Source organism: Pseudomonas sp. A, assembly GCF_056270345.1.
In genome coordinates this window covers 5809914-5835877 of sequence record NZ_CM149873.1, presented here as the reverse complement: position 1 = coordinate 5835877, position 25964 = coordinate 5809914, and the positions used below count along the sequence as shown (strand labels likewise).

At 64.7% G+C, this 25964-nt stretch carries 25 protein-coding genes and 1 pseudogene; 12 read left to right on the top strand and 14 right to left on the bottom strand.

What is annotated here, in order from left to right; translation table 11 throughout:
• Positions 1-9: 9 nt before the first annotated feature.
• From AC0MAZ_RS26065 to AC0MAZ_RS26040, 6 genes are read right to left on the bottom strand one after another with little or no spacing between them, the layout of a single operon-like run.
• Positions 10-942, bottom strand: coding sequence for a phosphatidate cytidylyltransferase (locus tag AC0MAZ_RS26065; RefSeq protein ID WP_069017061.1), 933 nt, complete (start codon positions 940-942; stop codon positions 10-12).
• A gap of 1 nt (position 943) precedes the next feature.
• Positions 944-1567, bottom strand: a complete 624-nt coding sequence (locus AC0MAZ_RS26060; protein ID WP_203650441.1) for a lysophospholipid acyltransferase family protein — start codon at positions 1565-1567, stop codon at positions 944-946.
• Between the two features lie 10 nt (positions 1568-1577).
• The gene (locus tag AC0MAZ_RS26055) at positions 1578-1997 is read right to left on the bottom strand and encodes a hypothetical protein (RefSeq protein WP_475859705.1); all 420 of its coding nucleotides are present in this window, start codon (positions 1995-1997) and stop codon (positions 1578-1580) included.
• Positions 1994-3355, bottom strand: a complete 1362-nt coding sequence (locus AC0MAZ_RS26050; protein ID WP_475859704.1) for a phosphatase PAP2/dual specificity phosphatase family protein — start codon at positions 3353-3355, stop codon at positions 1994-1996. The genes AC0MAZ_RS26055 and AC0MAZ_RS26050 overlap by 4 nt, the downstream gene beginning before the upstream one ends.
• Positions 3355-5109 carry a bifunctional alpha/beta hydrolase/class I SAM-dependent methyltransferase gene (locus tag AC0MAZ_RS26045; RefSeq protein ID WP_475859702.1) on the bottom strand — a complete coding sequence of 585 codons (1755 nt, stop codon included), beginning with the start codon at positions 5107-5109 and terminating at the stop codon, positions 3355-3357. Before AC0MAZ_RS26045 ends, AC0MAZ_RS26050 begins: the two co-directional genes overlap by 1 nt.
• Before the next feature lie 30 nt (positions 5110-5139).
• Positions 5140-5745: a CDP-alcohol phosphatidyltransferase family protein gene (locus tag AC0MAZ_RS26040; protein WP_203650449.1), complete on the bottom strand. Its 606-nt coding sequence runs from the start codon at positions 5743-5745 to the stop codon at positions 5140-5142.
• A 518-nt stretch (positions 5746-6263) separates the two neighbouring features.
• Here AC0MAZ_RS26040 and AC0MAZ_RS26035 point away from each other — a divergent pair.
• Positions 6264-6671, top strand: coding sequence for a type II toxin-antitoxin system HicB family antitoxin (locus tag AC0MAZ_RS26035; protein WP_203650451.1), 408 nt, complete (start codon positions 6264-6266; stop codon positions 6669-6671).
• Positions 6672-6692: 21 nt separating this feature from the next.
• Here AC0MAZ_RS26035 and AC0MAZ_RS26030 read toward each other — a convergent pair whose 3' ends face one another.
• Positions 6693-7580 carry a LysR substrate-binding domain-containing protein gene (locus AC0MAZ_RS26030; protein ID WP_232855746.1) on the bottom strand — a complete coding sequence of 296 codons (888 nt, stop codon included), beginning with the start codon at positions 7578-7580 and terminating at the stop codon, positions 6693-6695.
• Positions 7581-7657: 77 nt separating this feature from the next.
• Here AC0MAZ_RS26030 and AC0MAZ_RS26025 point away from each other — a divergent pair, with 77 nt between their 5' ends.
• On the top strand, positions 7658-8422 hold the full coding sequence (locus tag AC0MAZ_RS26025; protein WP_232855745.1) for a sulfite exporter TauE/SafE family protein: 765 nt from the start codon (positions 7658-7660) through the stop codon (positions 8420-8422).
• Here AC0MAZ_RS26025 and AC0MAZ_RS26020 read toward each other — a convergent pair.
• Entirely contained in the window at positions 8412-8726 is a 315-nt protein-coding gene (locus AC0MAZ_RS26020; RefSeq protein WP_475859698.1) for a putative quinol monooxygenase, read from the bottom strand. The genes AC0MAZ_RS26025 and AC0MAZ_RS26020 overlap by 11 nt on opposite strands.
• A 160-nt stretch (positions 8727-8886) precedes the next feature.
• Here AC0MAZ_RS26020 and mdaB point away from each other — a divergent pair, with 160 nt between their 5' ends.
• The 3 genes from mdaB to ggt all read left to right on the top strand — a co-directional run bounded on the left by mdaB (position 8887) and on the right by ggt (position 12353).
• A complete protein-coding gene (mdaB, locus tag AC0MAZ_RS26015; protein WP_203650465.1) occupies positions 8887-9474 on the top strand; it encodes an NADPH:quinone oxidoreductase MdaB in 588 nt (195 codons plus the stop codon).
• Positions 9475-9670: 196 nt separating this feature from the next.
• Positions 9671-10567: a LysR family transcriptional regulator gene (locus AC0MAZ_RS26010; protein WP_203650468.1), complete on the top strand. Its 897-nt coding sequence runs from the start codon at positions 9671-9673 to the stop codon at positions 10565-10567.
• A gap of 118 nt (positions 10568-10685) precedes the next feature.
• Positions 10686-12353, top strand: coding sequence for a gamma-glutamyltransferase (ggt, locus tag AC0MAZ_RS26005; protein WP_203650470.1), 1668 nt, complete (start codon positions 10686-10688; stop codon positions 12351-12353).
• A gap of 79 nt (positions 12354-12432) precedes the next feature.
• On the opposite strand, the gene AC0MAZ_RS26000 is transcribed toward ggt, so the two are convergent.
• From AC0MAZ_RS26000 to ypfJ, 3 genes and pseudogenes are all read right to left on the bottom strand, one after another.
• A complete protein-coding gene (locus tag AC0MAZ_RS26000) occupies positions 12433-13137 on the bottom strand; it encodes a methyl-accepting chemotaxis protein (protein ID WP_371263159.1) in 705 nt (234 codons plus the stop codon).
• A 198-nt stretch (positions 13138-13335) separates the two neighbouring features.
• Positions 13336-14217 (bottom strand): annotated as a pseudogene (locus AC0MAZ_RS25995) (methyl-accepting chemotaxis protein); the annotation flags it as partial.
• A gap of 362 nt (positions 14218-14579) precedes the next feature.
• Positions 14580-15464: a KPN_02809 family neutral zinc metallopeptidase gene (ypfJ, locus tag AC0MAZ_RS25990; RefSeq protein WP_232855741.1), complete on the bottom strand. Its 885-nt coding sequence runs from the start codon at positions 15462-15464 to the stop codon at positions 14580-14582.
• A 200-nt stretch (positions 15465-15664) separates the two neighbouring features.
• On the opposite strand from ypfJ, the gene pcaH reads away from it, so the two are divergent.
• Positions 15665-16384, top strand: coding sequence for a protocatechuate 3,4-dioxygenase subunit beta (pcaH, locus tag AC0MAZ_RS25985; RefSeq protein ID WP_203650476.1), 720 nt, complete (start codon positions 15665-15667; stop codon positions 16382-16384).
• 11 nt (positions 16385-16395) lie between these two features.
• Entirely contained in the window at positions 16396-17001 is a 606-nt protein-coding gene (pcaG, locus tag AC0MAZ_RS25980; protein ID WP_232855740.1) for a protocatechuate 3,4-dioxygenase subunit alpha, read from the top strand.
• Between the two features lie 169 nt (positions 17002-17170).
• Here pcaG and trmA read toward each other — a convergent pair whose 3' ends face one another.
• Both trmA and AC0MAZ_RS25970 read right to left on the bottom strand, forming a co-directional pair.
• Positions 17171-18256: a tRNA (uridine(54)-C5)-methyltransferase TrmA gene (gene trmA / locus AC0MAZ_RS25975; RefSeq protein ID WP_475859696.1), complete on the bottom strand. Its 1086-nt coding sequence runs from the start codon at positions 18254-18256 to the stop codon at positions 17171-17173.
• Positions 18253-19548 carry an NCS2 family permease gene (locus AC0MAZ_RS25970; RefSeq protein WP_203650481.1) on the bottom strand — a complete coding sequence of 432 codons (1296 nt, stop codon included), beginning with the start codon at positions 19546-19548 and terminating at the stop codon, positions 18253-18255. Before AC0MAZ_RS25970 ends, trmA begins: the two co-directional genes overlap by 4 nt.
• 714 nt (positions 19549-20262) lie before the next feature.
• Here AC0MAZ_RS25970 and AC0MAZ_RS25965 point away from each other — a divergent pair.
• The gene (locus AC0MAZ_RS25965) at positions 20263-20622 is read left to right on the top strand and encodes a transposase (protein WP_475858264.1); all 360 of its coding nucleotides are present in this window, start codon (positions 20263-20265) and stop codon (positions 20620-20622) included.
• On the top strand, positions 20619-21464 hold the full coding sequence (locus AC0MAZ_RS25960) for an IS3 family transposase (protein WP_324256565.1): 846 nt from the start codon (positions 20619-20621) through the stop codon (positions 21462-21464). Before AC0MAZ_RS25965 ends, AC0MAZ_RS25960 begins: the two co-directional genes overlap by 4 nt.
• A 310-nt stretch (positions 21465-21774) precedes the next feature.
• Here the strand turns inward: AC0MAZ_RS25960 and AC0MAZ_RS25955 are convergent, their stop codons facing one another.
• Entirely contained in the window at positions 21775-22995 is a 1221-nt protein-coding gene (locus tag AC0MAZ_RS25955; protein ID WP_475859693.1) for an MFS transporter, read from the bottom strand.
• A 343-nt stretch (positions 22996-23338) separates the two neighbouring features.
• On the opposite strand from AC0MAZ_RS25955, the gene AC0MAZ_RS25950 reads away from it, so the two are divergent.
• Genes AC0MAZ_RS25950 through AC0MAZ_RS25940 form a run of 3 tightly spaced genes read left to right on the top strand, consistent with a single transcriptional unit; the run spans position 23339 to position 25937 of the window.
• Positions 23339-24775 carry a cytochrome ubiquinol oxidase subunit I gene (locus AC0MAZ_RS25950; RefSeq protein WP_110739371.1) on the top strand — a complete coding sequence of 479 codons (1437 nt, stop codon included), beginning with the start codon at positions 23339-23341 and terminating at the stop codon, positions 24773-24775.
• A 1-nt stretch (position 24776) separates the two neighbouring features.
• Positions 24777-25784, top strand: a complete 1008-nt coding sequence (gene cydB / locus AC0MAZ_RS25945) for a cytochrome d ubiquinol oxidase subunit II (protein ID WP_110739372.1) — start codon at positions 24777-24779, stop codon at positions 25782-25784.
• 12 nt (positions 25785-25796) lie between these two features.
• Positions 25797-25937, top strand: a complete 141-nt coding sequence (locus tag AC0MAZ_RS25940) for a DUF2474 domain-containing protein (RefSeq protein WP_036986195.1) — start codon at positions 25797-25799, stop codon at positions 25935-25937.
• The last annotated feature ends 27 nt before the right edge of the window (positions 25938-25964 follow it).

Sequence of the window (25964 nt, the reverse complement as noted above, 5' to 3'; positions counted from 1 at the left end):
TTCAGTGGCTCACGCCCACCAGTAACGCACGAAGTGGAAGAACACCGGCGCGGCGAAGCACACCGAGTCCATGCGGTCGAGCATGCCGCCGTGGCCTTCGATCATGTGGCCCCAGTCCTTCACCCCGCGGTCGCGCTTGATCGCCGACATCACCAGCCCGCCGAAGAAGCCCATGGCATTGACGGTCAAGGCCATCAGCGCCGCCTGCCAGAAGGTGAACGGGGTGATCCAGCACAGCAGGGCGCCGACCAGGGTAGCCAGCGCCACGCCGCCGGCCAGGCCTTCGACGGTCTTCGACGGCGACAGGTTCGGCGCCACCTTGCGCTTGCCGAACAGCTTGCCGCACACGTACTGCAGCACGTCGCTGATTTGCACCACCAGGATCAGCCAGGCGATCAGCAACAGGTTGCGACCCTCGTAGCCGGGGATGTCCAGGGTCATCAACGCCGGCACCGACGACACGCAGTACACCGCGATCATCAGCCCCCACTGCACCTTGGAGGCGCGCTCGAGGAAGCGCGTGGTGTCGCCGCCGAAGCTGGCCAGGATCGGCAGCAGCAGGAACAGGTAGACCGGGATGAAAATGCTGAACAGCCCGTACCAGTCCATGGCGATCAGCAGGTACTGCACCGGCAGCGCCACATAGAACGCCGCCACCAACGCCGGGTAGTCGCTGCGTCGGGTCGGGGTGAGGGTCATGAACTCGCGCAGGGCATAGAACGACACGCCATAGAACAGCACGATCACGCCGTACTTGCCGAACAGGAAGGCGATGCCGATCACCAGCACCATCACCCACCAGGCGTTGATGCGCGCGTTGAGGTTGTCGATCACCGCATGCGGGGCGGGGCCGGCGCGCCATTTGAGCAGGCGGCCGATCAGGCTGGCTAGCAGCAGCAGGGCGCCGATGCCGGCGAACAGCGACAGGGTGTTGTGATCCATCTCAGGCTTCCTTCGGGGCCAGGTTCAGCAGGGCCTGGCGGGCCCGCTCGAGAAAGGCGTGCTTGCCCTCGTCCGGCTGCAGGTGCAGCGGCTCGCCGAAGCTCAGGGTGCACAGCAGCGGCAGCGGCAGGGCGCGGCCCTTGGGCATGACCCGGTTGAGGTTGGCGATCCACACCGGCACCAGCTCGACCTGCGGGTTGGCCGAGGCCAGGTGGAACAGGCCGCTCTTGAATGGCAGCAACGGGTCGTCGGTCAGGTTGCGCGTGCCCTCCGGGAAGAAGATCAGCGAATCGCCCTGGGCGAAGGCCTCGAGCACCGGTTGCAGCGGGTTGCCCTCGCTTGCGCCGTGCTGGCGGTCGATCAGCACGCCGTTGAACACCCGGCGGATCAGGAAGTCGCGGATGCCCGGCTTGCACCAGTAGTCGGCGCCCGCCACGGGGCGGGTGCGGCGGCGCAGCGGCTCGGGCAGCGCCGCCCACAGCAGCACGAAGTCGCCATGGCTGCTGTGGTTGGCGAAGTACAGGCGCTGTACCGGCTGCGGCGTGCAGCCCAGCCACAAGGCGCGGGCGCCGGTGATCAGGCGGGCGGCGGAGGTGATGACGAAGGCGGTCAGGCTGGCGAGCATGGCATTGGTCTTATCCGGTGAAGGGGAGGGTCAGCATTAATGCGACCTGCAGGGCCAGGCACAGGGCCTGGCGGCGCAGCAGGGCCAGGGCGGCCCGGCTGCGGGTCGGCCAGTCGCGCGGGTCGCTGGCCGCAGGCTTGAGGCGCAGGTCGAACAGGGCGTGGTCCAGGGCCTGGGTGTCGGCGGGCAGGTCGCTACTGGCGGCGAGGCGGGCGAACAGGTCGGCATCCAGGGCGACGCGCAGGGCCCAGTACTTGTGGGCCAGGCCGAGCAGCAGCAACAGGCCGCAAAGCAGATGGGGCAGCGGCGCCAGTGGCAGGCCGAGCAGCGGAGCCAGGGTGCAGGCCAGGGCCAGCAGGGTCAGGCCGTCCGACAGGCGTTCCAGCTGACGGCCTCGGGCGAGCAGGCTGGCGACGACAAGCAGCCTCATGGCTGGGCCTCCAGATGATGCAATGCCAGGCGGTGGGCCGGGTGCAGGACCACACCGGGGCGCGTCTGGCAAATCAGTGCCTCGGCCTGTTCAGCATTGGCACAGCGGCCGCTGAGCAGCAGCCAGGCGGCGACGGCACTGGCGCTGCGCGAGTAACCCAAGGCGCAGCAGACCAGCACCGGGCCTTGTTGCTGGCGGTGTTCGATGGCCTTGGCGGCCTGTTGCAGGATTTCCCGGTCTGGGGCAATCAGGTCCAGGGTCGGCAGGCTCTGATAGTGCTGTGGCGTTTTCAGCGTCGTCATCGCGGGGCAAGCCCGCTCCCACGCGATGCTCTGGTGAGGGACAGCAAGACAGGGCAGTTCCGCGCTCAGGTCGACAATCGCCGCGAACGCGGACGCTTCAGTGCGCCCCGGAACTCTGCCGAGATATACGCCATCGGCCACCTCATCCGCCTGCGGATGCCGCCAGGTCCATAGCCGAGAATTGACCCAGGCGCACAGTAGATACGGCGCCAGCAGCCAGGTGGCGGCCACGGACAGCTGCCCGTCGGCGCCTTTCTGGAAACCTGCGGCGCCGAACAGGGCATAGTTCAGCGCCACCAGCAGTAATGACAGCGCCGGCCACAGCAGCCACAACCCGCCACTGCCGATCTTCATTGCCAGTAGCCCCAGCACGGCCGCGCCGAGTCCATAGCGCAGTGTCAGGCGCCAACGTTTCGGATCGCGCGCCAGGTGTGCCTGTCGCCAGGGCAACGGGCCGCTGTGTGGCCACAGCCACAGGCAGACGAACCCCGCCAGCGCCCCGGTCGGCACATCAATGAAATGATGCTGCCAGGTGGTCAGCACCGACAGGCCGATCAGCCCCATCCAACCATGCAACACCCAGCGCCAGGCAGGATGCCGCGTATGCCGGGCGAACATCGTCCAGATGATCACCAGCAACGCAATGTGCAACGACGGCGCCTGGTTGTACGGTTTGTCGAAGCCCATCAGCACATCGAACAGCCAGCCGAACAGCCCCGACAGTTCGGGACGCTCGAAGGTGAAGCGCAGCGGCCAGAGCAGGAAACAGGCCACGCAGACCAGTTGCGCCGTCAGCAGGGCCAGGGCATGGCGGTCCATCTCCGAACGCGAGCGCGGCAGCAGGAACGACAACCCGTACAGCAGGTCGATCGACCAGTACGGGATGATCGTCCAGGGCCACAGCGGCACCTGCCGTTCCCAGGCGAACACCAAACTGCCGATATCCTCGCGACCGGCGGTGTAGGTATTGGCCAGGCCGTAGCTGAGGAAGAAGAACGGCCCGAGCAGCAACAGCCACAGGATGCCACGGCGGATCAGCCCGGTTTCACAGACCATCAGCGCACCCGCTGCGCCAGGCTGACGCTGAAGATGCCCCACTCGTCGATGCGCTGGGTGATCTTGCGAAACCCTGCCGCTTCCACCAACTGGTCCATCTCCGCCTGTCTGCGCCGACGCATCACCCAGGCCTGGCCGCCACGGTGGCTGGTCAGGGCACGGGCGATCATTTCCAGCTGCGGGTGCCAGGGCTGCCCGGTGTAGACCAGATAGCCGCCGTCCTCTACCGCGTCGGCGAGTCCCGCCAGGGAGTTGCCGACCAGCTCGTTACTGGGGAACAGTTCGTAGAGGCCCGAGACCACCGCCAGTGTCGGATGCGGGGTGAGAGCGGCCAGGCTCTGGCGGTCGAAGGCATCGCCCTGGACGAAACGAGCGATCTCGGCCAGGCCCTTTTCGCTGATCAAGGCATTGCCCTGTTGCACGTTCAGTTCGCTGTAGTCGCGCAGCAAGATCGAGTCGGGCAGCTGTTGCAGGCCCTGCAGCGCCTCGAGGATGTAGCGGCCATGGCCGGCGGCGATATCGACGATATGCACCGGGCGCTGCTGTTCACGCAGGCGGTCGATGGCCAGGCGCAGCAGTTCCTCGACATTCAGCTTGCGCTGGCGGATACCACGCCAGCCGATGGCATCCAGGTAGTTGCGGTCGATCAGCTCGCCCAGCTTGCCCTTGCCGGTCGGGGTGTTGCGGTAGATGTAGTCGAGGGTGGAGCCTGAGTCGAAACCGGTGTCGAAGCCCAGCTTCACCCCTTCGGAAAGGCCTTTGCCCAAGCGCAGGCTGGCGCGGGTGGCACGCCAGTAGAGGTCGCGTGGCGAATGGCGCGGCAATGGCGCGGCCAGGCTCTCGGCCTCGGCGCAACTGGCGCCGCTCTTGTCGGCATCGAGCAGCGAGGGCTGCGCTTGCGGAGCGTCGAAGCAGTGCGCGACGAAGCGCTCGATCCGCGCCAGGGCATGGGCGCGGTCGCGTTCGCCAAGGGTGTCGTGGAAGAAGCCGGGGAGGATGTGCTTCTCTTTGCGTGCGCTGCCCAGGCGGTCGAAGAACTGCTCCTGCGGCTTGCGCTCGACCACCAGGTCGGCGCCGGAAATCAGCAGCTGCGTCGGCACCTGGATCGCCTGGGCATCGGCGACCACGCGGTCGGCGGCGTCGTACAGGCCCAGCAGCATGGTGACGGAGATGGGCCGGCTGATCAGCGGGTCGGCGACATAGGACATGACCCGTTCCGGGTCGTGGGTCAGCAGGCGCGGCTTGACGTAGCTGTTGACGAAGAAGTTGCCGCGCAGGGCCTTCATAAGCTTCAGCCCGGGGCGGGCGAAAGGTACGTAGAGCTTGACCTTGAAGGCCGGCGAGGCGAGCACCAGGCAGCGTACCCGGGGCGCATAATCGTGGGCCCAGGTGGCGATCAGTACCGCGCCGACGCTTTGTGCCAGCACCACCATGTCGGCCTCGGCGATGCCGTGCTGCGCCTGGATGTGCTCGATGAAGGTCTGCACGTCGCGCACGCTGGTGGCGAAGCTCGGGCTGTCGCCGCGAGCCCCCGGTGACTGCCCATGACCACGGGCGTCCCAGGCGAAGAAGTCGTAGCCGGGCATATCCAGCTCATCGGCCAGGTGGGCCATGCGCCCGCCGTGCTCGTGGCCGCGGTGGAACATCACCACGGCCCGGCGCGGCTGGTGTTCGTTGCGCGTGGCGGGCCAATGACGATAGTGCAGCTCGACGCCGTCATGGGTGCAGAAGTGCAGCGATTGCGCTTGGCGCATGGCGAATATCCTTGTCCGGCAGCGAGGGGCTCAGCGGGTTTCGGCCAGGCCGTGGCGAACCCGGTTGTAGAGGGTATAGAGCGAGAGCAGCAGGATGACCAGCAGCAGGCCGTTGATCCAGGTCGCGGCCAGCAGCCCGAACCCCACGCCGGTGCCCAGCACGCCGAAGGCAAAGGCCCGGTCGCTCTTGCCCATCGGCCCGTCGTAGCGGCGCGATGCGCCGGCCAGCGGGCCCATCACTCCGGCGTACTCGCTGATCACGGCGAACACCACCACCAGCACTACCAGCGTCGGCGAAACGCCTGGCAGCAGGGCGAAGGGCAAGTAGAGGGCGGAGTCGGCGATCACGTCGCACAGTTCGTTGAGGTAGGCGCCGAGTTTGGACTGCTGGCCGAACTCCCGGGCGAGCATGCCGTCGACCGCGTTCAGCGCCATGCGCAGCAGCATCCACACCGGGATCAGCAGGAACAGCCAGGTGACCTGGGGCAGCCAGGCCAGCAACAGGCCCAGCAGGACGGAAACCGCAGCGGCGGTGACCGTGACCTGGTTGGCGGTGATGCCGCGATCGAACAGGCGCTGGACGGCAGGGCGCAGCAACGCCTGGAAGCGGGGTTTGAGCTGGTAGATCGATGGCACGGTGAATTCCCTGTCGTGGTGCGGCATGGACGCGATTGTGGGGAATCAGGCCCAGGGGCGGCAAGGGGGGCGTAGCGGAGTTGTGAGGAGGGCGAGGTAATCGAGGTGGCCTTTGTCGGCGTTGATCGCGGGGCAAGCCCGCTCCCACACTGTTCCCCGCGAAGGCAGGGTAGTGCAATAGGCAGGGCAATCTCCTAAGGAACAACACGCAACCCATTGGTTTGGCTTGGCCCTGTGGGAGCGGGTTTACCCGCGAAGAATCCAGCGCGGTGTATGGCACCGGCTTCGCCGGGCGATCTCCTACAGACTTGGCGCAATTGTTGTAGGAGCGGGCTTGCCCCGCGAGGGGCCGCACAGCGAGTTTCGGTACTCGGCTGTAGTTCATTTCCGAAACTTGTTTCACTGCCGCCTGGCACATTGCGAGGGTGCGGCTGAACGTTCTAGTTTCGCGGTTCACCGACCGGAAACGCTGCCCGGCAGATGCCCAACCATGGCAGCTCGACAAAACGAGAGAGCCGATGAACCTACTTGTTGTCCTGCACAAGTCCCGTGAGACCTATTACGGTGTCACCATCCCCGATGTACCTGGCTGTTTTTCCGCAGGCGCCACGGTCCCCCAGGCACTGGAGAACGTTCAGGAGGCGCTGGCGCTGCATTATGAAGGGCTGGTGGCCGATGGCGCGCCCCTGCCACAGGTGCAGGAAATGGATGCGCATGTGGACAATCCAGAGTATGCAGGCGGCCTCTGGGCGTTGGTGGACTTCGACGCAACGCCGTACCTGGGGACGGCGGTACGGTTCAGTGCGACGTTGCCCAGGAACTTGTTGCAACGAATCGACGATAGGGTGAAGCAGGACAATCGCTACGCTTCACGCTCCGCATTTCTGGCTTCAGCGGCGCTGCGCGAACTGGCTGTGGTGTCCTGAGCCTGCACGCCCCGGTCATATTCAGACAGGCTCGGCCAAGCGATCGACCAGCACGGCGGCGTACCCCGGCAATGCGCTGAAATCCCGCGAGCAGAGGAGCAAATGGCGATTGGCCCAGTCCTCTCGCAGGGCAACCCAACGCAGCGGCAGGACGCCTTCCCAGCGCCGAACCGAGGCCAGTGGCACCACTGCCACGCCGGCCCCGCCCGAGACCATGCGGATCACCCCATCGAACCCTTCCGCACGAACCCGCACCTGCATGCGCCTTCCCTGGCGTAGCGCCTGTTCCTCAAGGTGCAACGCGAGGGCGCTGTTGGCGCCAAGCCCCACATACCCATGGCCCAGACTCGCGTTGAAACCTGCCTCATCATGGGCGTCCAGCGGATGTCCCCGGGGCATTACCAGCACCAGCGGATCATCGCGAAACGGCCGTGTTTGCAGATGTTCGCAAGGCGCGGCGCTGGAAATGATGCCCAGGTCCGCCATGCCCTGGGTGATCGCCTGGACGATGCCAAGGCTCGGCAACTCCTGGATATCAACACTCACCCCCGGGTGCTCGACCAGATAGCTGGCCAGCAACTCCGGCAGGTACTCGGTCAGTGCAGCCGTGTTGCACAGCAGGCGTACCTGTCCTTGCAGGCCTTGAGCGTACTGTCCCAGGTCGTATTGCAGGCGTTCCAATTGCCGGGCAATCAGCCGCGCATGCTGCAGGAGCGCCTGGCCGGCAGGTGTGGGCTGTACACCGCGGCGATTGCGGGTGAGCAGGGGGATGCCCAACGAAGCTTCCATGGCGCGAATGCGGGCACTGGCCGCTGGCAGCGACAGGTGACTGCGTCGGGCACCTTCGGTGATGTTGCCGCTCTCGAGGGTATGCTGGAACAGCTTGAGATCGATCAGGTCGAAATGCATCTGCCTCTGTCCTGGAAAGAGTCTGCCTGAGTATATGGCAGATTTTCAGCGCGCCGGCCGCACGGCAGGATGACGCCATGAATACCTTCCTGGCGTTTTATCAGAGTATCGGGCCTGCAATTTCACTGCTGGTGATCATGACCTTCTTCCTGGCTGGCGCGGTCAAGGGGGTGATCGGCCTGGGGCTGCCTACCATTGCCATGGGCTTGCTGGGCCTGGCTATGTCTCCGGCGCAGGCAGCGGCGCTGCTGATCGTGCCGTCGACCGTGACCAACCTGTGGCAGCTGGCGGCAGGCGGTCACTTGCTGGCGCTGCTGCGGCGCCTGGGAGGGATGTTGTCGATGATCTTCATCGGCACCCTGTTGGGCAGCGCCTGGTCAGGTATCGACAGTGGCCCGTGGGCAGCCCATGGCTTGGGCGCTGCGTTGCTGATCTATGCCCTTTACGGCCTGGCCGGCCCGGGCTTGCGGGTGGCGCCTGGGCGGGAGCGTTGGCTGGGCCCCGCCTGCGGGTTGCTGACGGGCGTGGTGACGGCGGCCACCGGGGTGTTCGTGATGCCCGCAGTGCCCTATTTGCAAGGTCTTGGCCTGAGCCGTGAGGAGATGGTCCAGGCATTGGGGCTATCATTCACCGTCTCGACCCTGGCGCTGGCGGTTGGCCTGGCCGGTCAGGATGCCTTGGGTGGCCAGGCCTTGGGCGCTTCGTTGCTGATGCTGGCGCCCGCCTTGCTGGGCATGTTCGCCGGTCAGTGGCTGCGCGGGCGGATCAGCGCTGCGCTGTTCAAGCGCTGCTTCTTCATCGGCCTGGCGCTGCTGGGCACGCACCTGTTGATCAACGGTTAGCGGACGCAGCGCTGAGCATGTCGATCATCTGGATATCAAAGTCGCGCTCCAGGTAATCCATGCGCTTTTCGAAGAACGCCGCCATATGCGGCAGCGCCGAGTGCACGTCCAGCGCCGCCTTGCTGGCCCAGACCTCGAAGAACACGAACAGGCTCGGGTCTTCCTTGTCGCGCAGCATGTGGTACTCGATGCAGCCCGGCTCCTGGCGGCTGGGCTCGACGTAGGGACGGAACAACTGCTCGAAGGCTTCGGCCTGTTCCGGGCGGGTCTTGGCTTTGAGGATGAAGGCGTATTGCTCGCTCATGGCAGATCTCGGTGAGTGAAGAGGGTGAGCAGATTCTAAATCAACAATATGTTTGCCATTCGTGATTAACAGGCAAATGTATTTTGCCCTGAACCCGCTGTTTCCCCGCCCCGTGAGTGCCTAACCTGCCGGCAACTTCACTTACAGGGCTGACCCTCCCATGAAAAAGATCCTCCTGCTCAACGGTGGCAAACGCTTCGCCCACTCCGACGGCCGCCTCAACCAGACCTTGCACGATGCCGCGCTGGCTCACCTGGACCGTGCCGGTTTCGATGTGCGGGAAACTTTCATCGACGGTGGCTACGACGTCCAGGCCGAGGTGGAGAAATTCCTCTGGGCCGACGTGGTGATCTACCAGATGCCCGGTTGGTGGATGGGCGCGCCCTGGACGGTGAAGAAATACATCGACGAGGTGTTCACCGCCGGGCACGGCAGCCTGTACGCCAACGATGGCCGCACCCGCTCCGACGCCTCGCAGAAGTACGGCAGCGGTGGCCTGGTCCAGGGCAAGCAGTACATGCTGTCGCTGACCTGGAACGCGCCGCAGCAGGCGTTCGACGATCCGAGCGATTTCTTCGAGGGCAAGGGCGTGGATGCGGTGTACTTCCCGTTCCACAAGGCCAACCAGTTCCTCGGCATGAGCGGGTTGCCGACCTTCCTCGCCGTCGATGTGATGAAGCGGCCGGATGTGCCGGCGGCGCTGGCGGCGTACGAGCAGCATCTGGATGAGGTGTTCGGCAAGGCCTGATCGCTCGCCTCTGTAGGAGCGGCCTTGTGCCGCGAAAGGGCCGCAGTGCGGCCCCAGGTTTTCGTATACCTGACAACTTCAATGGCGCAGCGTAGCCCTTTCGCGGCACAAGGCCGCTCCTACACGGGGCAAGTTGCTTGCACGTACGTTGATCAACAGCTATCAATCACGGCATTCTCCAATCAGGTCCTTTCGTGTGAAAACTCGCTCCGAAGAACTCCAGGTCTTCGTCGCCGTCATCGACAGCGGCTCGATCTCCGCCGCCGCCGAGCAGATCGGCCAGACCCCGTCGGCCGTCAGCCGCACCCTGTCGCGGCTGGAGGGCAAGCTGGGCACCACCTTGGTCAACCGCACCACCCGGCGCATGGACCTGACCGAGGAAGGGCGCTTCTTCCTCGAACGCGCGCGGCTGATCCTCGAGCAGATGGACGACATGGAAGAGCGCCTGTCGATGAACCGCCAGACCCCTTCCGGGCGCCTGCGCATCAACGCTGCCGCGCCGTTCATGCTGCACGCGATCCTGCCGTGGATCGGTGAGTTCCGTCGGCAATACCCCGGCATCGAGCTGGAACTGAACACCGACGACCTGATCATCGACCTGCTGGAGCAGAGCACCGACGTGGCCATTCGCATCGGCGAGCTGTCCGACTCCAGCCTGCATGCCCGCTCGCTGGGCTGCAGCCCGGTGCAGGTACTCGCCAGCCCCGATTACCTGGCGCGGCACGGTACGCCGCAGAAGGTCGAGGATCTCGACCAGCATTGCCTGCTCGGTTTCAGCTCCCTGGAATCGCTCAACCGCTGGCCATTGCGCCACGCCCAGGGCGACCATTGGGCGATCCGCCCGCAGCTGCTCGCCTCCAGTGGCGAAACCCTGCGCCAGCTGGCCATCGCCGGTGAAGGCATCGTCAGCCTGTCGCACTTCATGACCCATGAGGACATCCGCGCCGGCCGCCTGCAGGTGCTGCTCGGCGAGCACAACAACGGCTATCGCCAGCCGATCCACGCGGTCTACTACCGCAACACCCAGTTGGCGTTGCGGATCCAGTGTTTCCTCGATTTCATCCAGAAGAAGCTGGCCGCCTACGCCTGCTGAGTTGCCTGAACGCGACAGTGTCTGCCCATCGGCGGCGCGATCCTGCAATGGTGTTTGCTTAGTCGGAGGGCTTCGGCCTTAATGACTGATCAACAAAAACAACACCAAGGAAGTGCGCATGCGTATCGTCATGTTCCAGCCGCTGGCCCTCGGGGTCGCGATCCTGAGCTGTTCCTCCGCCTTTGCCGTGACGCTGGAAGGCGGCGCGGTGGCCGCGCCTGATCAATATGGCGCACAGGTGGCCGCCGACATCCTCAAGAAGGGCGGCAACGCGGTGGACGCCGCCGTCGCCACCGCCTTCACCCTGGCCGTGACCTACCCCGAGGCCGGCAACATCGGCGGCGGTGGTTTCATGACCCTGTTCGTCGACGGCAAGCCCTACTTCCTCGACTACCGCGAAGTGGCGCCCAAGGCCGCGACCAAGACCATGTACCTGGACGACAAGGGCGAGGTGATCGAGAACCTCAGCCTGGTCGGCGTACGCGCCGCCGGCGTGCCGGGCACGGTGATGGGGCTGTGGGAGGCGCACCAGAAGTTCGGCAAGCTCAAGTGGAGCGAGTTGCTGACGCCGGCCATCGGCTACGCGCAGAACGGCTTCAAGATCGCCCAGAAGCAGTACCAGTACCGTGACGACGCCCAGGGTCTGTTCAAGACCGCCACCAACTTCAACGACTACTTCGGCCACATGAAGGTCGGCGAGCTGTTCAAGCAGCCGGAACTGGCGCAGACCCTGGAGCGCATCGCCGACAAGGGCGTCAGCGAGTTCTACCAGGGCAAGACCGCCGACCTGCTGGTGGCGCAGATGCAGGCCGACAAGGGCCTGATCACCAAGGATGACCTCAAGGACTACAAGGCCGTGTGGCGCGACCCGATCGCCATTGGCTGGCGCGGCAACGTGGTCTACACCGCGCCGCCGCCAAGCTCCGGCGGCGTCGCCCTGGCCCAGCTGCTGGGCATCAAGGAAGACCGCGCCGCGGACTTCAAGGGCGTCGAGCACAATTCGGCCAAGTACATTCACCTGCTGGCCGAGATCGAGAAACGCGTGTTCGCAGATCGCGCCGACTACCTCGGTGACCCGGCCTTCACCAAGGTCCCGGTCGACCAGCTGGTGGCCAAGGACTACCTGGCCAAGCGCGCCGCCCAGGTCAACCCGAACGCGATCTCCGAGACCGACAAGGTCAAGCCAGGGCTGGAACCGCACCAGACCACGCACTTCTCCATCGTCGACAAGCAGGGTAACGCGGTGAGCAACACCTACACCCTCAACCTCGACTACGGCAGTGGCGTGGTGGTCAAGGGCGCGGGCTTCCTGCTCAACGACGAGATGGACGACTTCAGCGCCAAGCCGGGGGCGGCCAATGCCTTTGGCGTGGTCGGCGGCGACGCCAATGCCATCGCGCCGGGCAAGCGCATGCTCTCGTCGATGAGTCCGAGCCTGGTGACCCGCGATGGCAAGGTGGCGCTGGTGCTGGGCACGCCGGGCGGTTCGCGGATCTTCACCTCGATCTTCCAGGTGATGAACAACCTGTATGACTACGGCATGCCGTTGGAGAAGGCGGTGGCGGCGCAGCGTGTGCATCATCAGTTGCTGCCCAAGGACACGATCTACTTCGACAGCTATGCGCCGCTCACCGGCAAGGTGGCGGACGATCTGAAGAAGATGGGCTACGTGCTGGAAGACCAGGGCTGGGAGATGGGCGATATCCAGGCGATCCGGGTCACCGGGGAGAAGCTGGAGACCGCTTCCGATCCGCGTGGGCGTGGGGTGGGGATGATCGTCAAATAAGGCTGGGGTGAAATGATCGCGGGGCAAGCCCGCTCCCACGACCGGTGGGAGCGGGCTGGCCCCGCGATGCGTTACAGGGTCAGACGCGGAACTGGCTGACCAAGGTCTGCAGGTGACCACCCAGGCGCGCCAGCTCGACGCTGGAGGCGGCGGTCTCGTCGCTGGCCGCGGCGGTCTGCTCCGACACGTCGCGCACGTTGAGGATGCTGCGGCTGATCTCTTCGGCCACGGCGCTCTGCTGCTCGGCGGCGGCGGCGATCTGCTGGTTCATCGACTGGATATTCGACACCGTGCGGGTGATGCTCTCCAGCGAACCACCGGCCTTGCGCGCCAGCTCGACGCTGCTGTCGGTCAGGCTGCGGCTGCCGTTCATCACTTCGGCGACCTGCTGGGTGCCGTGCTGCAGGCTGGCGATCAGGCCTTCGATCTCTTCGGTGGACTGCTGGGTGCGCTGGGCCAGGCCGCGGACCTCGTCGGCCACCACGGCGAAGCCACGGCCGGCCTCGCCGGCACGGGCCGCCTCGATGGCGGCGTTGAGCGCCAGCAGGTTGGTCTGCTCGGCCACTGACTTGATCACGTCCATGACGCTGCCGATCTTCTGGCTTTCCTGCTGCAGCAGGGTCATCGCCTCGGTGGAGCGGTGCACCTCATGGGCCAGGCGTTCGATCTGGCTGATGGCTTCACCCACCACCTTGTCGCCGACCCGGGCTTCGTCGTCGGCGTTGGTCGCCGCGTGGGAGGCCTGCTCGGCGTTACGCGCGACTTCCTGGACGGTGGCGGCCATCTCGTGCATGGCGGTGGCCACCTGGTCGGTCTCGACCTTCTGGCTGTTGGCGCCGGCGCTGGTCTGTTCGGTCACCGCCGACAGTTCCTCGGCGGCGCTGGCGATCTGGGTGACGCCGTCGCGGATGCCGGTGATCAGGTCGCGCAGGGTGGTGCCCATGCGGGCGATGCCCTGCTGCAGTGCGCCCAGTTCGTCGCGGCGGGTGACGCGCAGTTCCTGGGTGAGGTCGCCGCTGGCGATGCGGTTGACCACATCCATGGTTTCGCGCAGCGGGCGGGTGATCTGGCGGGTGATGATGAACGCGGCGAGCACGCCGACCAGCAGCGCCAGGAGGGTGGCGGTGGTCTGCAGGCTGCGGGCCTGGACGCTTTCGGCGTCACGGCGCTCGATCTGGATCTTGTACAGCTCGTCGCTGCGCTTGACGATGTCGGCGCCCTGCACGGTCATTTCGGCACGGGCCACGCCGATGGCGGCGGTGGCGTCGCGGAACTGGCGCACGGCGTCGCGGTAGGCCAGCACGGCGTTTTCGAACTGCTGGATGCGCGAGGCTTCGCCCGGCAGTTGGCGCTTGAGGCTGTCGATTTCGCTCAGGGCGTTTTCCAGCTGGCGCAGGGCGGCCTGCTCGGCTTCGTTGGTCAGGTCGGCGATGTAGCTGCGCACGTCCAGGCGAACCTGCACCAGTTGCTGCTTGGCCTTGCTGATGACCAGGTATTGCGCCAGGCGGCTGGCATCGCCTTCGGAACTGGACAGCACGGCGTTGCTGATGGCCTCGATCGCCTCATTGGCACGGCCGGCGGCCTGGTTCATCGACTCGCGGGCGGCGAGGGTGGTCTTGTAGCCCTGGCGCATCTTTTCCAGCGAGACGCGATATTCGCTGATGCTCTGGCCCTGCTCGCGCAGCAGCTTGACGTTTTCCGGGCTCTTGAAGGAGTTGACCAGGTGCTGCTGCTGGCTGCCGAAGGCGTCGAGCTTGGCCTGGACGTTGGCCGCCGAGGCGTCGTCGCCGTTGGTCAGCATCCACTGCAGGCGGGCCACGCGCAGGTTGGTCAGGTCACTGTTGAGCTGGGTGATGTCGCTCATCCAGTTGCTGCGGTCGATGAGGCTGCCCAGGCTGTTCCAGCCGGTCAGGGCCAGCAGGCCGGTCAGGACCAGGACCAGGCCGAAGCCCAGGCCGAGTTTGAGGTTGACGCTGATATTGGCGAACCAACTGTTCATGCACGCTCTCCCAGAGAATGATTTCGCTCACTTGATCTCAAAAGCTGGGCGTTGTTGTTGTCAGATAGCCCGCAGATTTGTGTAGGACTTATCGGCAAACAGGGGAGAAGCTGAAACGCTTTTTCAGCAAATTTGTAACTTGTTGAATACGTTTGTGTTTTTGATGTGGTCGATCGCGGGTACACCCGCCATGCGCACCTGTAGGCGCGCACTGGGGGATCGCGATCTCAAAGGCTACGTGCGCTGAAGGTGTCGCACTGGTTCACGTCGCCACTGGAAAATCCAGCCTTGAACCAACGCTCGCGCTGTTGCGAGGTGCCATGGGTGAACGAGTCGGGCACCACCCGCCCTTGCCCCTGCTGTTGCAGGCGATCGTCACCGATGGCATTGGCGGCGTTCAGCGCCTCTTGCACATCACCCGGCTCCAGCCAGTTCAGGCGTTTCTGCGCCTGGTAGGCCCACACGCCGGCCAGGCAGTCGGCCTGCAGTTCCTGGCGCACCAGCAGGCCGTTGTCGCCTTCCATGCGTTGGCCATTGCGGCGCGCGGCGTCGACCTTGGCCGAGACGCCGAGCAGGGTCTGCACGTGGTGGCCGATTTCGTGGGCGATCACGTAGGCCTGGGCGAAGTCGCCGGCGGCCTTGAAGCGGGTTTCCATTTCCCGGAAGAACGTCATGTCCAGGTACACGCGCTGGTCGCCGGGGCAGTAGAACGGCCCGACCGCCGCCGAGGCGAAGCCGCAGGCGGAGTTGACCTGGCCACTGAACAGCACCAGCTGGGGATCGCGGTACTGCTTGCCCGCCTGGGCAAAGAGTGCCTTCCAGGTGTCCTCGGTGTCGCCGAGGATCGAGGCGACGAACTCGGCCTGCTCGTCGTTGGCCGGCGGCGCCTTGCTGCCGACGTTGGCCGGAGCGGTCTGCTGCTGCTCCATCTGCCCGGCCAACTGGCCGAGGATCTGCAGCGGGTCCTGCCCGGTGAGCCAGCCGATGCCAACGATCAACAGGATGGCGCCGAGCCCGAGGCCCTTGCCGCCGCCGAAGCGCATGCCGCCGCCACCCCCTTCGCCGCGGGCATCGACCACGTTGTCGCTGCGTCGACCTTTTCGCCATTCCATGTGGAGCTCTCCGGTTTGTGAAACATGAAGTCTAAAGATTAGTTCAGCGCTGCCCAGGGCGTCGCCCTGGTCGCTGATGCATAACCAAATGGTTATGTCTAAGACCGCTGAATTCAATATTCATCCCGACTGGCCTGCCGGAAACTGCAAGTCCGCCTGCCACGCCCAGGCGTTCGACAATTCCAAGAGAGGAAACCGGCATGCCCGCCCAGGACACCAGCCGCTTCGTGATCCGTGATCGCAACTGGCACCCCAAGGCCTTCACCCCCGACTACAAGACCTCGGTGGCGCGCTCGCCGCGCCAGGCGTTGGTCAGCATCCCGCAGTCGATCAGCGAAAGTACCGGCCCGGACTTTTCCCATCTGCGCTTCGGTGAGCACGACCACGACCTGCTGCTCAACTTCAACCAGGGCGGCCTGCCGATTGGCGAGCGCATCATCGTCGCCGGCCGTGTTGTCGACCAGTACGGCAAGCCGGTGCCCAATACCCTGGTCGAGATGTGGCAGGCCAACGCCGGCGGTCGCTACCGGCACAAGAACGACCGCTACCTGGCCCCGCTGGACCCGAACTTTGGCGGCGTTGGTCGTTGCCTGACCGACCGCGACGGCTACTACAGCTTCCGCACCATCAAGCCCGGTCCGTACCCGTGGCGCAACGGCCCCAACGACTGGCGCCCGGCGCATATCCACTTCTCCATCAGCGGGCCGTCGATCGCCACCAAGCTGATCACCCAGCTGTACTTCGAGGGCGATCCACTGATTCCGCTGTGCCCGATCGTCAAGTCGATCGCCAATCCCGAGGCGGTCCAGCGGCTGATCGCCAGGCTCGACATGGGCCATGCCAACCCCATGGATTGCCTGGCCTACCGCTTCGACATCGTCCTGCGCGGCCAGCGCCAGACCCACTTCGAAAATCGCTGAGGAGGCCCGTCATGCCTATCGAACTGCTGCCGGAAACCCCTTCGCAGACCGCCGGCCCCTACGTGCACATCGGCCTGGCCCTGGAGGCGGCGGGCAACCCGACCCGCGACCAGGAAATCTGGAACCGCCTGGCCCGGCCGGATGCGCCGGGCGAGCACATCCTCTTGCTCGGCCAGGTGTACGACGGCAACGGCCACCTGGTGCGCGATTCGTTCCTGGAAATCTGGCAAGCCGATGCCAATGGCCAATATCAGGATGAATTCAACCTGGAGAACGCTTTCAACAGCTTCGGCCGCACCGCGACCACCTTCGATGCCGGCGAATGGACGCTGCACACGGTCAAGCCGGGTGTGGTGAACAACGCCGCGGGCGTGCCGATGGCGCCGCACATCAACATCAGCCTGTTTGCCCGGGGGATCAATATCCACCTGCATACCCGGCTGTACTTCGATGACGAGGGCGAGGCGAACGCCCGGTGCCCGGTGCTCAACCTGATCGAGCAGCCGCAGCGGCGCGAGACGCTGATCGCCAGGCGTTGTGAGGTAGAGGGAAAGACGGCGTATCGCTTCGATATCCGTATTCAGGGGGAGGGGGAGACGGTGTTCTTCGATTTCTGAAGGCGTTTACGCGATCCCTGTAGGAGCGGCCTTGTGCCGCGAAAGGGCCGCAGAGCGGCCCCGGTGATTGATGTGTAAACGCTGGAATCCAGGGGTCGCTACGCGACCCTTTCGCGGCACAAGGCCGCTCCTACACACACAGCGTGCAGGAGCCTGCCCTGCGAGCGTTTCAGCGCCGAACCAGCAGTACGCCGCTTTCCATATGGTGGGTATACGGGAACTGGTCGAACAGCGCGCAGCGTTCGATACGGTGGGTATCGTGCAGCTGGGCGATGTTCTGCGCCAGGGTTTCCGGGTTGCACGAGATATACAGGATGCGCTCGAAGCGGCGGGTCAGCTCGCAGGTGTCCGGGTCCATGCCGGCGCGTGGCGGGTCGACGAACACGGTGCCGAAGTCGTAGCTTTTCAGGTCGATGCCTTCCAGGCGGCGGAACGGGCGGACCTCGTTCAGCGCCTGGGTCAGCTCTTCGGCCGACAGGCGTACCAGGCGCACGTTGTCCACGCCGTTCTCGTCGAGGTTGTGCAACGCGGCATTGACCGAGGTCTTGCTGATCTCGGTGGCCAGCACCTTGCGCGCGCGGGTGGCCAGCGGCAGGGTGAAGTTGCCGTTGCCGCAGTACAGCTCCAGCAGGTCGTCCTGGCGCTCGCCCATGGCCTCGAAGGCCCAGCCGAGCATCTTCTGGTTCACCGCGCCATTGGGCTGGGTGAAGGCACCTTCGGGCTGGCGATAGCTGAAGGTGCGCCCGGCGATGTCGAGCTTCTCCACCGCATAGTCGCGGCCGATCACCACGCGCTTGCCCTTGGAACGACCGATCACGCTGACGTTCAGGTCGCTGGCCAGTTGTTGCGCGGCGGCTTCCCAGGCGTCGTCCAGCGGACGGTGGTAGCACAGGGTGACCATCGCATCGCCGGCCAGGGTGGTGAGGAACTCGACCTGGAACAGGCGATTGTCGAGCGCCTCGTTGCCCTGCCAGGCGGCCTTCAGGCGTGGCATCAGTTCATTGATGCGCTCGCTGGCGATGGGGAAATCGTCGATCAGGATCGCCTTGTGCTTCTCGCCCGGGGCAAACATCGCGTAGTGGCGCTGGCCGCCGTCGCGCCACAGGCGGAACTCGGCGCGCAGGCGATAGTGCTCGCGCGGCGAGTCGAACAGCGCCGGCTCCGGCGCGCCGAACGGTGCCAGCAGCTCGCGCAGGCGGTCGGCCTTGGCCGCCAGCTGCGCATCGTATTGGGAAGGATCCAGGACAGCACTCATGCGGGGAACCAGCCCAGCTTGATGACGAACAGGATCGACAGGATCACCAGCGCCGGGTTCAGGTCGCGGTGACGACCGGAGATCAGCTTGATGGCGGTCCAGGCGATGAAGCCGAAGGCGATGCCGTTGGCAATCGAATAGGTCAGCGGCATGGCCAGGGCGGTCACCACCACCGGCGCGGCTTCGGTGACGTCATCCCAGTTGATCTCGGCCAGGCCCGAGGCCATCAGCACGGCGACGAACAGCAGCGCCGGCGCGGTGGCGAAGGCCGGCACGCTGCCGGCCAGCGGGGCGAAGAACAGTGCCAGCAGGAACAATACCGCTACCACGATGGCGGTCAGGCCGGTGCGCCCGCCCGCGCTCACGCCCGCCGCCGACTCGATGTAGCTGGTGGTGGTCGAGGTGCCCAGCAGGGAACCGGCCATGGCGGCGGTACTGTCGGCGATCAGGGCGCGGCCCATCTTCGGCATGTGGCCGTCCTTGCCCATCAGGCCGGCGCGCTTGGCCACGCCGATCAGGGTGCCGGAGTTATCGAACAGGTCGACGAACAGGAAGGCGAAGATCACGCTGATCAGGCCGACGTCGAGGGCGCCGGCGATGTCCAGTTGCAGGAAGGTCGGGGCCAGTGACGGCGGCATCGACACCACGCCATTGAACGGAGTGACGCCCATCGCGATCGAGGCCACGGTCACTGCCAGGATGCCGATCAGCACCGCGCCGCGGACCTTCAGCGACTCGAGGGCGACAATCAGGAAGAAGCCGAGGATGGCGAGGATCGGCGCTGGCTTGCTGAGGTCGCCCAGGCCCACCAGAGTGGCCGGGTTATCGACGACGATCCCTGCGTTATGCAGGGCGATCAGTGCCAGGAACAGGCCGATGCCGGCGGCGATGGCCGAGCGCAGCGGCAGCGGGATGCTGTTCACGATCCACTCGCGGATGCGGAAGATCGACAGCAGGAAGAACAGCACGGCGGAGATGAATACCGCGCCCAGCGCCACCTGCCAGGTATGGCCCATGTGCAGGACCACGGTGTAGGTGAAGAAGGCGTTCAGGCCCATGCCCGGCGCCAGGGCGATCGGGTAGTTGGCGATGATGCCCATGGTCACCGAGCCGATGGCCGCGGCAAGGCACGTGGCGACGAACAGCGCGCCCTTGTCCATGCCGGTCTCGCCGAGGATGCTCGGGTTGACGAACAGGATGTAGGCCATGGCCAGGAAGGTGGTGACGCCCGCGAGAATCTCGGTGCGCACATTGGTGTCGTGTGCTTTTAGTTGAAACAGCCTTTCCAGCATGCCTGCTCCCCGGGCGCCCTCGCGCCGTGAATGTATCGACCCCAACAGCAAAGCACAGACCGTACCGGATACCGTGGTTTTGTGTGGGGCGGAAAAAAGCCGCGCATCATACCAGCATGGATGGCGGGGGCCTATGGCCATTGGGGAGAGGGTTTTCTCCAGCCTGTGTCGGCCCTTTCGCGGGCAAGCCCGCTCCCACAGGTATTTCACAGGGCCTGAGGGCGGCGCGATCCCTGTGGGAGCAACTGTCTTGCTCAATTTTTAGAATCTGGCGCGATCCCTGTGGGAGCGGGTTTACCCGCGAAGCAGGCGACGCGGTGCCTGGCACCGGCTATGCCGGTGTTCGCGGCTGAAGCCGCTCCCACAGCGACCGCGCGGCCCTCAAACCACGCGCTACGCCTGTGGGAACAACTGTCTTGCTCAATTTTTAGAATCTGGCGCGATCCCTGTGGGAGCGGGTTTATCGGACCGCCGCACCGCCGCGAAGCAGGCGACGCGGTGCCTGGCACCGGCTATGCCGGTGTTCGCGGCTGAAGCCGCTCCCACAGTGACCGTGCAGCCCTCAAGCCACGCGCTACGCCTGTGGGAACAACTGTCTTGCTCAATTTTTAGAATCTGGCGCGATCCCTGTGGGAGCGGGTTTACCCGCGAAGCAGGCGACGCGGTGCCTGGCACCGGCTATGCCGGTGTTCGCGGCTGAAGTGAACTGGCCTAATGATTTTGGACACCTTCATCGGGCGCTATGATGGCGCCCAATTGGAGGCAAAATCAGTGCGTAAATCTTATTCAAGAGAATACAAAGTCCAAGCTGCCGAAATGGTGCTGGACGGTGGGCAGTCAGTTCCTGAGGTCTGTGCCGCCCTTGGGCTGGGCCCTACCGCGCTTCGCCGCTGGGTTGACCAGGTGCGTGAAGAGAGAACCGGTAAGGTTCCGGCTGGAGCCAAAGCGATTACACCCGAGCAGCAACGAATTGAAGAACTCGAAGCGCTGGTTCGGCAAAAGGATCGGGATATCGAAATCCTAAAAAAGGCCAGTGCTCTCCTGCTTCGGGACTCCAAAGATCGTTCTCGCTGATCAACGAGCTGAGTGAGCAATACCCTGTTGTCGACTGCTGCCGCGTGCTTGGGGTTAAGCGCAGCAGTTTCTATGCGTGGCGCAAACGACAAGGACGTGAAAACCCGGCAAGAGATGCGCTACGCCTGCTGGTAATCAAGCACTTCAACGCATCGCGAAGTGCTTCTGGCTCGCGAACCCTGGCGCAGGAATTGCGGCACGAAGGCCATGAAATAGGACGATACAAGGTGCGTGCGCTAATGCGTGAAGCTGGCCTGAAGTGCAAACAGCGCAGGCCGCACCGCTATCGGTCATCAGGGGCAGAAGCGTTGATCGCCGAGAATCAGCTGAAGCGCAATTTCAAGGTTTCGGCGATCAATGAGGTTTGGTGTGGCGATGTGACCTATATCCAGGTTGGCAGGCGCTGGCTGTACCTAGCCGCCGTGATTGACCTCTATGCCCGTCGCGTAGTGGGTTGGGCATTCTCGATGATTGCAGATGCCAACTTAGCTTGTAACGCCCTGCGCATGGCCGCTGAATCGCGGGGTAGGCCGGCGGGCGTAATGTTTCATTCAGACCAGGGCTGTCAGTACACCAGCCATAAATTCAGAGCCGCGCTCGATGAGTACAACTTGAACCAGAGCATGAGCCATCGAGGCCAATGCTGGGATAACGCTGCCATGGAGCGATTCTTCGGAGCATTGAAATCAGAATGGGTGCCGGCAGAGGGTTACGAGACCGAAGCGCAGGCACGAGTGGATATCCAGGCTTATCTGATGCGCTACAACCTCAAGCGCCTCCACAGCTACAACGGCTATGAAACGCCAGTAGCCATGGAGGAAAAGCTCAAGGCAGCGGCATGAACCTTAACCGGTGTCCAAAATTACTTGACCAGATCAAAGCCGCTCCCACAGCGACCGCGCGGCCCTCAAACCACGCGCTACGCCTGTGGGAGCAACTGTCTTGCTCAATTTTTAGAATCTGGCGCGATCCCTGTGGGAGCGGGTTTATCGGACCGCCGCACCGCCGCGGAGCAGGCGACGCGGTGCCTGGCACCGGCTATGCCGGTGTTCGCGGCTGAAGCCGCTCCCACAGTGACCGTGCAGCCCTCAAGCCACGCGCCACGCCTGTGGGAGCGGGTTTACCCGCGAAGAGGCCGGCACAGGCAACCGATCAGCCGTTGTGCATCCGGTCCCGATGGGTCAAGGTCGGGAACAGCTTCATCCACACCCCGGTCACCACCAGCGTGCCCACGCCACCGAGCACCACCGCCGGCACTGTGCCAAACCAGTGCGCGGTAACGCCCGACTCGAACTCGCCGAGCTGGTTCGAGGCACCGATGAACAGCCCGTTCACCGCGCTCACCCGGCCGCGCATCTCGTCCGGCGTCTCCAACTGCACGAAAGCGCTGCGGATGACCATGCTGATCATGTCCGCCGCGCCCAGCACCACCAGCACCGCCAGGGAGAACCAGAACGAAGTGGACAGGCCGAAGGCGATGGTCGCGACGCCAAATATGCCCACTGCGGTGAACATGGTCAGACCCACCTTGCGTTCCACCGGGAAACGCGCCAGCCACAGCGACATCAACAATGCACCGACGGCGGGCGCCGAGCGCAACAGACCCAGGCCCCAGGCGCCGGTGAGCAGGATGTCCTTGGCGAACACCGGCAGCAGGGCGGTGGCACCGCCCAGCAGCACGGCGAACAGGTCCAGCGAGATCGCGCCGAGGATATCCGGACGGCTGCGGATGAAGCGGATCCCGGCCAGCAGCGAGTCGAGGTTGGCCCTGCCTGGCTGCGGCGGCTGCCGACGGGCATCGAGGCTCAGGGTCAAAAGGCAGGCGATGAGATAGAGGACTACGGTCGGACCGTAAACCCAGGTGCTGCCGAAGGCGTAGAGCAGGCCGCCCACCGCCGGGGCGACGATGGTCGCCGCCTGGGACGCCGAAGCAGAGGCCGCCACCGCGCGCGGGAACAGCCCGGGGGGTACCACGTTGGGCAGCAGGGCCTGGGTCGCCGGCATCTCGAAGGAGCGGGCGGCACCTAGCAGGAAGGCCAGCACGAAGATCAGCTCTCGGCTGACGTTGTCGGTAAAACTGCCCACGGCCAGCGCCAGGGCGATCAGCGCCTGCAGGGTCTGGCACAGGGCGGCGACCTTGCGCCGGTCGTAGCGGTCGGCGACATGCCCGGTGTGCAGCATGAACAGCACCCGCGGGGCGAACTCGACCAGCCCGACCAGGCCCAGGTCGAGGACATTGCCGGTCAGTTGGTAGAGATGCCAGCCGATGGCCACGGTGAGCATCTGGAAGCCGCTGGCGGTGAACACGCGGGCCAGCCAGAAGGCGAGGAACGGGCGGTGATGGCGCAGCAATTTCGGGGCGGAATCGGACATCGGGGAGCCTGCGACCTCGGTACCAGAGGGGGCTGAAGAGTAACATCTGTTTGTAACAAATAGTTGCTGAAAGCCGCGTGGATCAACTTTTCACACGCAAAAAAAGAGGGTGAGGCAACCGGTCACGCGGCAATCAACCACACATCCGGATGGGTCATTCGGGACTATGCTTCCATTCAGTCGTTGACCTGGATCAATCGTTCCAGATGCAACGATCTTGGCCCTCGGGCCGGAATCCCCGCGATCGAACAGAACAATTCCAACGCGCCGCACTCGATACCCGTGGGGGCAGTGGGCGACAGGCCATGAGCCCGGTCGCCGGATTACCTGAAGAGGAAGCACCATGTTCGGATTGGAAGCCCTAGAGCTCGCCCGAATCCAGTTTGCCTTTACCGTGTCCTTTCACATCCTGTTCCCGGCCATCACCATTGGCCTGGCGAGCTACCTGGCGGTCCTCGAAGGCCTTTGGCTGAAGACCGGCGACAATACCTACCGTGACCTCTACCACTTCTGGTCGAAGATCTTCGCCGTCAACTTCGGCATGGGCGTGGTCTCGGGCCTGGTCATGGCCTACCAGTTCGGCACCAACTGGAGCCAGTTCTCCGACTTTGCCGGGTCCATCACCGGTCCATTACTGACTTACGAGGTCTTGACCGCCTTCTTCCTCGAGGCCGGTTTCCTCGGCGTCATGCTGTTCGGCTGGAACCGTGTCGGGCGTGGCCTGCACTTCTTCGCCACGTGCATGGTGGCGCTCGGCACGCTGGTGTCGACGTTCTGGATCCTCGCCTCCAACAGCTGGATGCAGACGCCCCAGGGCTACGAGATCGTCAATGGCCAGGTGATCCCGGTGGACTGGTTCGCGGTGATCTTCAACCCGTCCTTCCCCTACCGGCTGATGCACATGGCCACCGCGGCCTTCGTCGCCACCGCGTTCTTCGTCGGCGCCTCGGCGGCCTGGCACCTGCTGCGCGGGCGCGACAACCCGGCGGTGCGCAAGATGCTGTCGATGGCCATGTGGATGGCGCTGATCGTCGCGCCGGTACAGGCGGTGATCGGTGACTTCCATGGCTTGAACACCCTCAAGCACCAGCCGGTGAAGATCGCCGCCATCGAAGGCCACTGGGAGAACAAGCCCGGCGAGCCGACCCCGCTGATCCTGTTCGGCATTCCCGACATGCAGGCCGAGACCACGCGCTTCAAGATCGAGATCCCGGCGCTCGGCAGCCTGATCCTCACCCACAGCCTGGACAAGCAGGTCCCGGCGATGAAGGACTTCCCGCCCGAGGATCGACCCAATTCGACCATCGTGTTCTGGTCGTTCCGGATCATGGTCGGGCTGGGCATGCTGATGATCTTCGTCGGCCTGTGGAGCCTGTGGCTGCGCAAGCGCGGCACGCTGTACAGCTCGCGTCCGTTCCTCTACCTGACCTTGTGGATGGGCCCGTCCGGGTTGATCGCCATCCTCGCCGGCTGGTTCACCACCGAGGTCGGTCGCCAGCCCTGGGTGGTCTATGGGCTGATGCGCACCGCCGATGGGGTGTCCAACCATAGCTACGCGCAACTTGGTTTCACCCTGGTGATGTTCGTGGTGGTCTACTTCGCCCTGTTCGGCACCGGCATCGGCTACATGATGCGCCTGGTGCGCAAAGGGCCGAAGACCGGCGAAGGCGAGGAGCACACCCCGGGTGGCCCTGGCCAGAAACGCACGCCGGCGCGGCCGCTGTCCGCCGCCGATGAAGGCCATGAGGCCGACTCCGCCAGCCTGAGCAAGGGGAACTGAGATGGGTATCGATCTTCCGCTGATCTGGGCCGTGATCATCATCTTCGGCGTCATGATGTACGTGGTGATGGATGGTTTCGACCTGGGAATCGGCATGCTCTTCCCCTTCGTCAAGGACGAGCGTGACCGCGATGTGATGATGAACACCGTCGCCCCGGTATGGGACGGCAACGAAACCTGGCTGGTGCTGGGCGGCGCGGCGCTGTTCGGCGCCTTCCCGCTGGCCTACTCGGTGGTGCTGGAGGCGCTGTACCTGCCGTTGATCCTGATGCTGGTGGGCCTGATCTTCCGTGGCGTGGCCTTCGAGTTCCGTTTCAAGGCCCGGGCCAACAAGCGGCACATCTGGGACAAGGCGTTCATCTGGGGCTCGCTGGTGGCGACCTTCTTCCAGGGCGTGGCCCTGGGCGCGTTCATCGAGGGCTTCAAGGTGGTCGACCGCAAGTTCGTCGGCGGCACCCTGGACTGGCTGACGCCGTTCACGCTGTTCTCCGGCCTGGGCCTGATCGTCGCCTACACCCTGCTGGGCTGCACCTGGCTGATCATGAAGACCGAAGGGCCGCTGCAGAAGCAGATGCATGACATCGCTCGGCCACTGGCGCTGGTGCTGCTGGCGGTCATCGGCGTGGTCAGCCTGTGGACGCCGATCGCCTATCCGCAGATCGCCGAACGCTGGTTCAGCATGCCCAACCTGGTCTGGTTCATGCCGGTGCCGATCCTGGTGCTGGTGACCTTCTACGGCCTGCTGCGGGCGGTGGCGCGCAATGCCCACTACACGCCGTTCCTGCTGACCCTGGTGCTGATCTTCCTGGGCTACAGCGGGCTGGGCATCAGCCTGTGGCCGAACATCATCCCGCCGTCGATCAGCATCTGGGACGCCGCGGCACCGCCGCAGAGCCAGGGCTTCATGCTGGTGGGCACGCTGTTCATCCTGCCGTTCATCCTTGGCTACACCTACTGGAGCTACTACGTGTTCCGCGGCAAGGTGACCCATGAAGATGGCTATCACTAGGAGCGTATCGTGATGAACGTCGAAGAGAAAAAGCCGCTGTGGCAACGCCTGGGTTGGCTGGTGCTGATCTGGGGGCTGAGCGTGGCGGCGCTTGGGGTGGTGGCTTATGGCATGCGCATGTTCATGAGTGCGGCAGGCCTGAGTACCCACTAGGTTGTGAGGGCTGCGGTGCAGCCCGAT

Bases quoted from the DNA above. Each gene is read 5' to 3' on its own strand.
- AC0MAZ_RS26065 (WP_069017061.1), bottom strand. From the start codon at position 942: ATGGATCACAACACCCTGTCGCTGTTCGCCGGCATCGGCGCCCTGCTG.
- AC0MAZ_RS26060 (WP_203650441.1), bottom strand. From the start codon at position 1,567: ATGCTCGCCAGCCTGACCGCCTTCGTCATCACCTCCGCCGCCCGCCTG.
- AC0MAZ_RS26055 (WP_475859705.1), bottom strand. From the start codon at position 1,997: ATGAGGCTGCTTGTCGTCGCCAGCCTGCTCGCCCGAGGCCGTCAGCTG.
- AC0MAZ_RS26050 (WP_475859704.1), bottom strand. From the start codon at position 3,355: ATGGTCTGTGAAACCGGGCTGATCCGCCGTGGCATCCTGTGGCTGTTG.
- AC0MAZ_RS26045 (WP_475859702.1), bottom strand. From the start codon at position 5,109: ATGCGCCAAGCGCAATCGCTGCACTTCTGCACCCATGACGGCGTCGAG.
- AC0MAZ_RS26035 (WP_203650451.1), top strand. From the start codon at position 6,264: ATGAACCTACTTGTTGTCCTGCACAAGTCCCGTGAGACCTATTACGGT.
- AC0MAZ_RS26030 (WP_232855746.1), bottom strand. From the start codon at position 7,580: ATGCATTTCGACCTGATCGATCTCAAGCTGTTCCAGCATACCCTCGAG.
- AC0MAZ_RS26025 (WP_232855745.1), top strand. From the start codon at position 7,658: ATGAATACCTTCCTGGCGTTTTATCAGAGTATCGGGCCTGCAATTTCA.
- AC0MAZ_RS26020 (WP_475859698.1), bottom strand. From the start codon at position 8,726: ATGAGCGAGCAATACGCCTTCATCCTCAAAGCCAAGACCCGCCCGGAA.
- mdaB (WP_203650465.1), top strand. From the start codon at position 8,887: ATGAAAAAGATCCTCCTGCTCAACGGTGGCAAACGCTTCGCCCACTCC.
- ggt (WP_203650470.1), top strand. From the start codon at position 10,686: ATGCGTATCGTCATGTTCCAGCCGCTGGCCCTCGGGGTCGCGATCCTG.
- AC0MAZ_RS26000 (WP_371263159.1), bottom strand. From the start codon at position 13,137: ATGGCCGCCACCGTCCAGGAAGTCGCGCGTAACGCCGAGCAGGCCTCC.
- ypfJ (WP_232855741.1), bottom strand. From the start codon at position 15,464: ATGGAATGGCGAAAAGGTCGACGCAGCGACAACGTGGTCGATGCCCGC.
- pcaH (WP_203650476.1), top strand. From the start codon at position 15,665: ATGCCCGCCCAGGACACCAGCCGCTTCGTGATCCGTGATCGCAACTGG.
- pcaG (WP_232855740.1), top strand. From the start codon at position 16,396: ATGCCTATCGAACTGCTGCCGGAAACCCCTTCGCAGACCGCCGGCCCC.
- trmA (WP_475859696.1), bottom strand. From the start codon at position 18,256: ATGAGTGCTGTCCTGGATCCTTCCCAATACGATGCGCAGCTGGCGGCC.
- AC0MAZ_RS25970 (WP_203650481.1), bottom strand. From the start codon at position 19,548: ATGCTGGAAAGGCTGTTTCAACTAAAAGCACACGACACCAATGTGCGC.
- AC0MAZ_RS25965 (WP_475858264.1), top strand. From the start codon at position 20,263: ATGATTTTGGACACCTTCATCGGGCGCTATGATGGCGCCCAATTGGAG.
- AC0MAZ_RS25955 (WP_475859693.1), bottom strand. From the start codon at position 22,995: ATGTCCGATTCCGCCCCGAAATTGCTGCGCCATCACCGCCCGTTCCTC.
- AC0MAZ_RS25950 (WP_110739371.1), top strand. From the start codon at position 23,339: ATGTTCGGATTGGAAGCCCTAGAGCTCGCCCGAATCCAGTTTGCCTTT.
- cydB (WP_110739372.1), top strand. From the start codon at position 24,777: ATGGGTATCGATCTTCCGCTGATCTGGGCCGTGATCATCATCTTCGGC.
- AC0MAZ_RS25940 (WP_036986195.1), top strand. From the start codon at position 25,797: ATGAACGTCGAAGAGAAAAAGCCGCTGTGGCAACGCCTGGGTTGGCTG.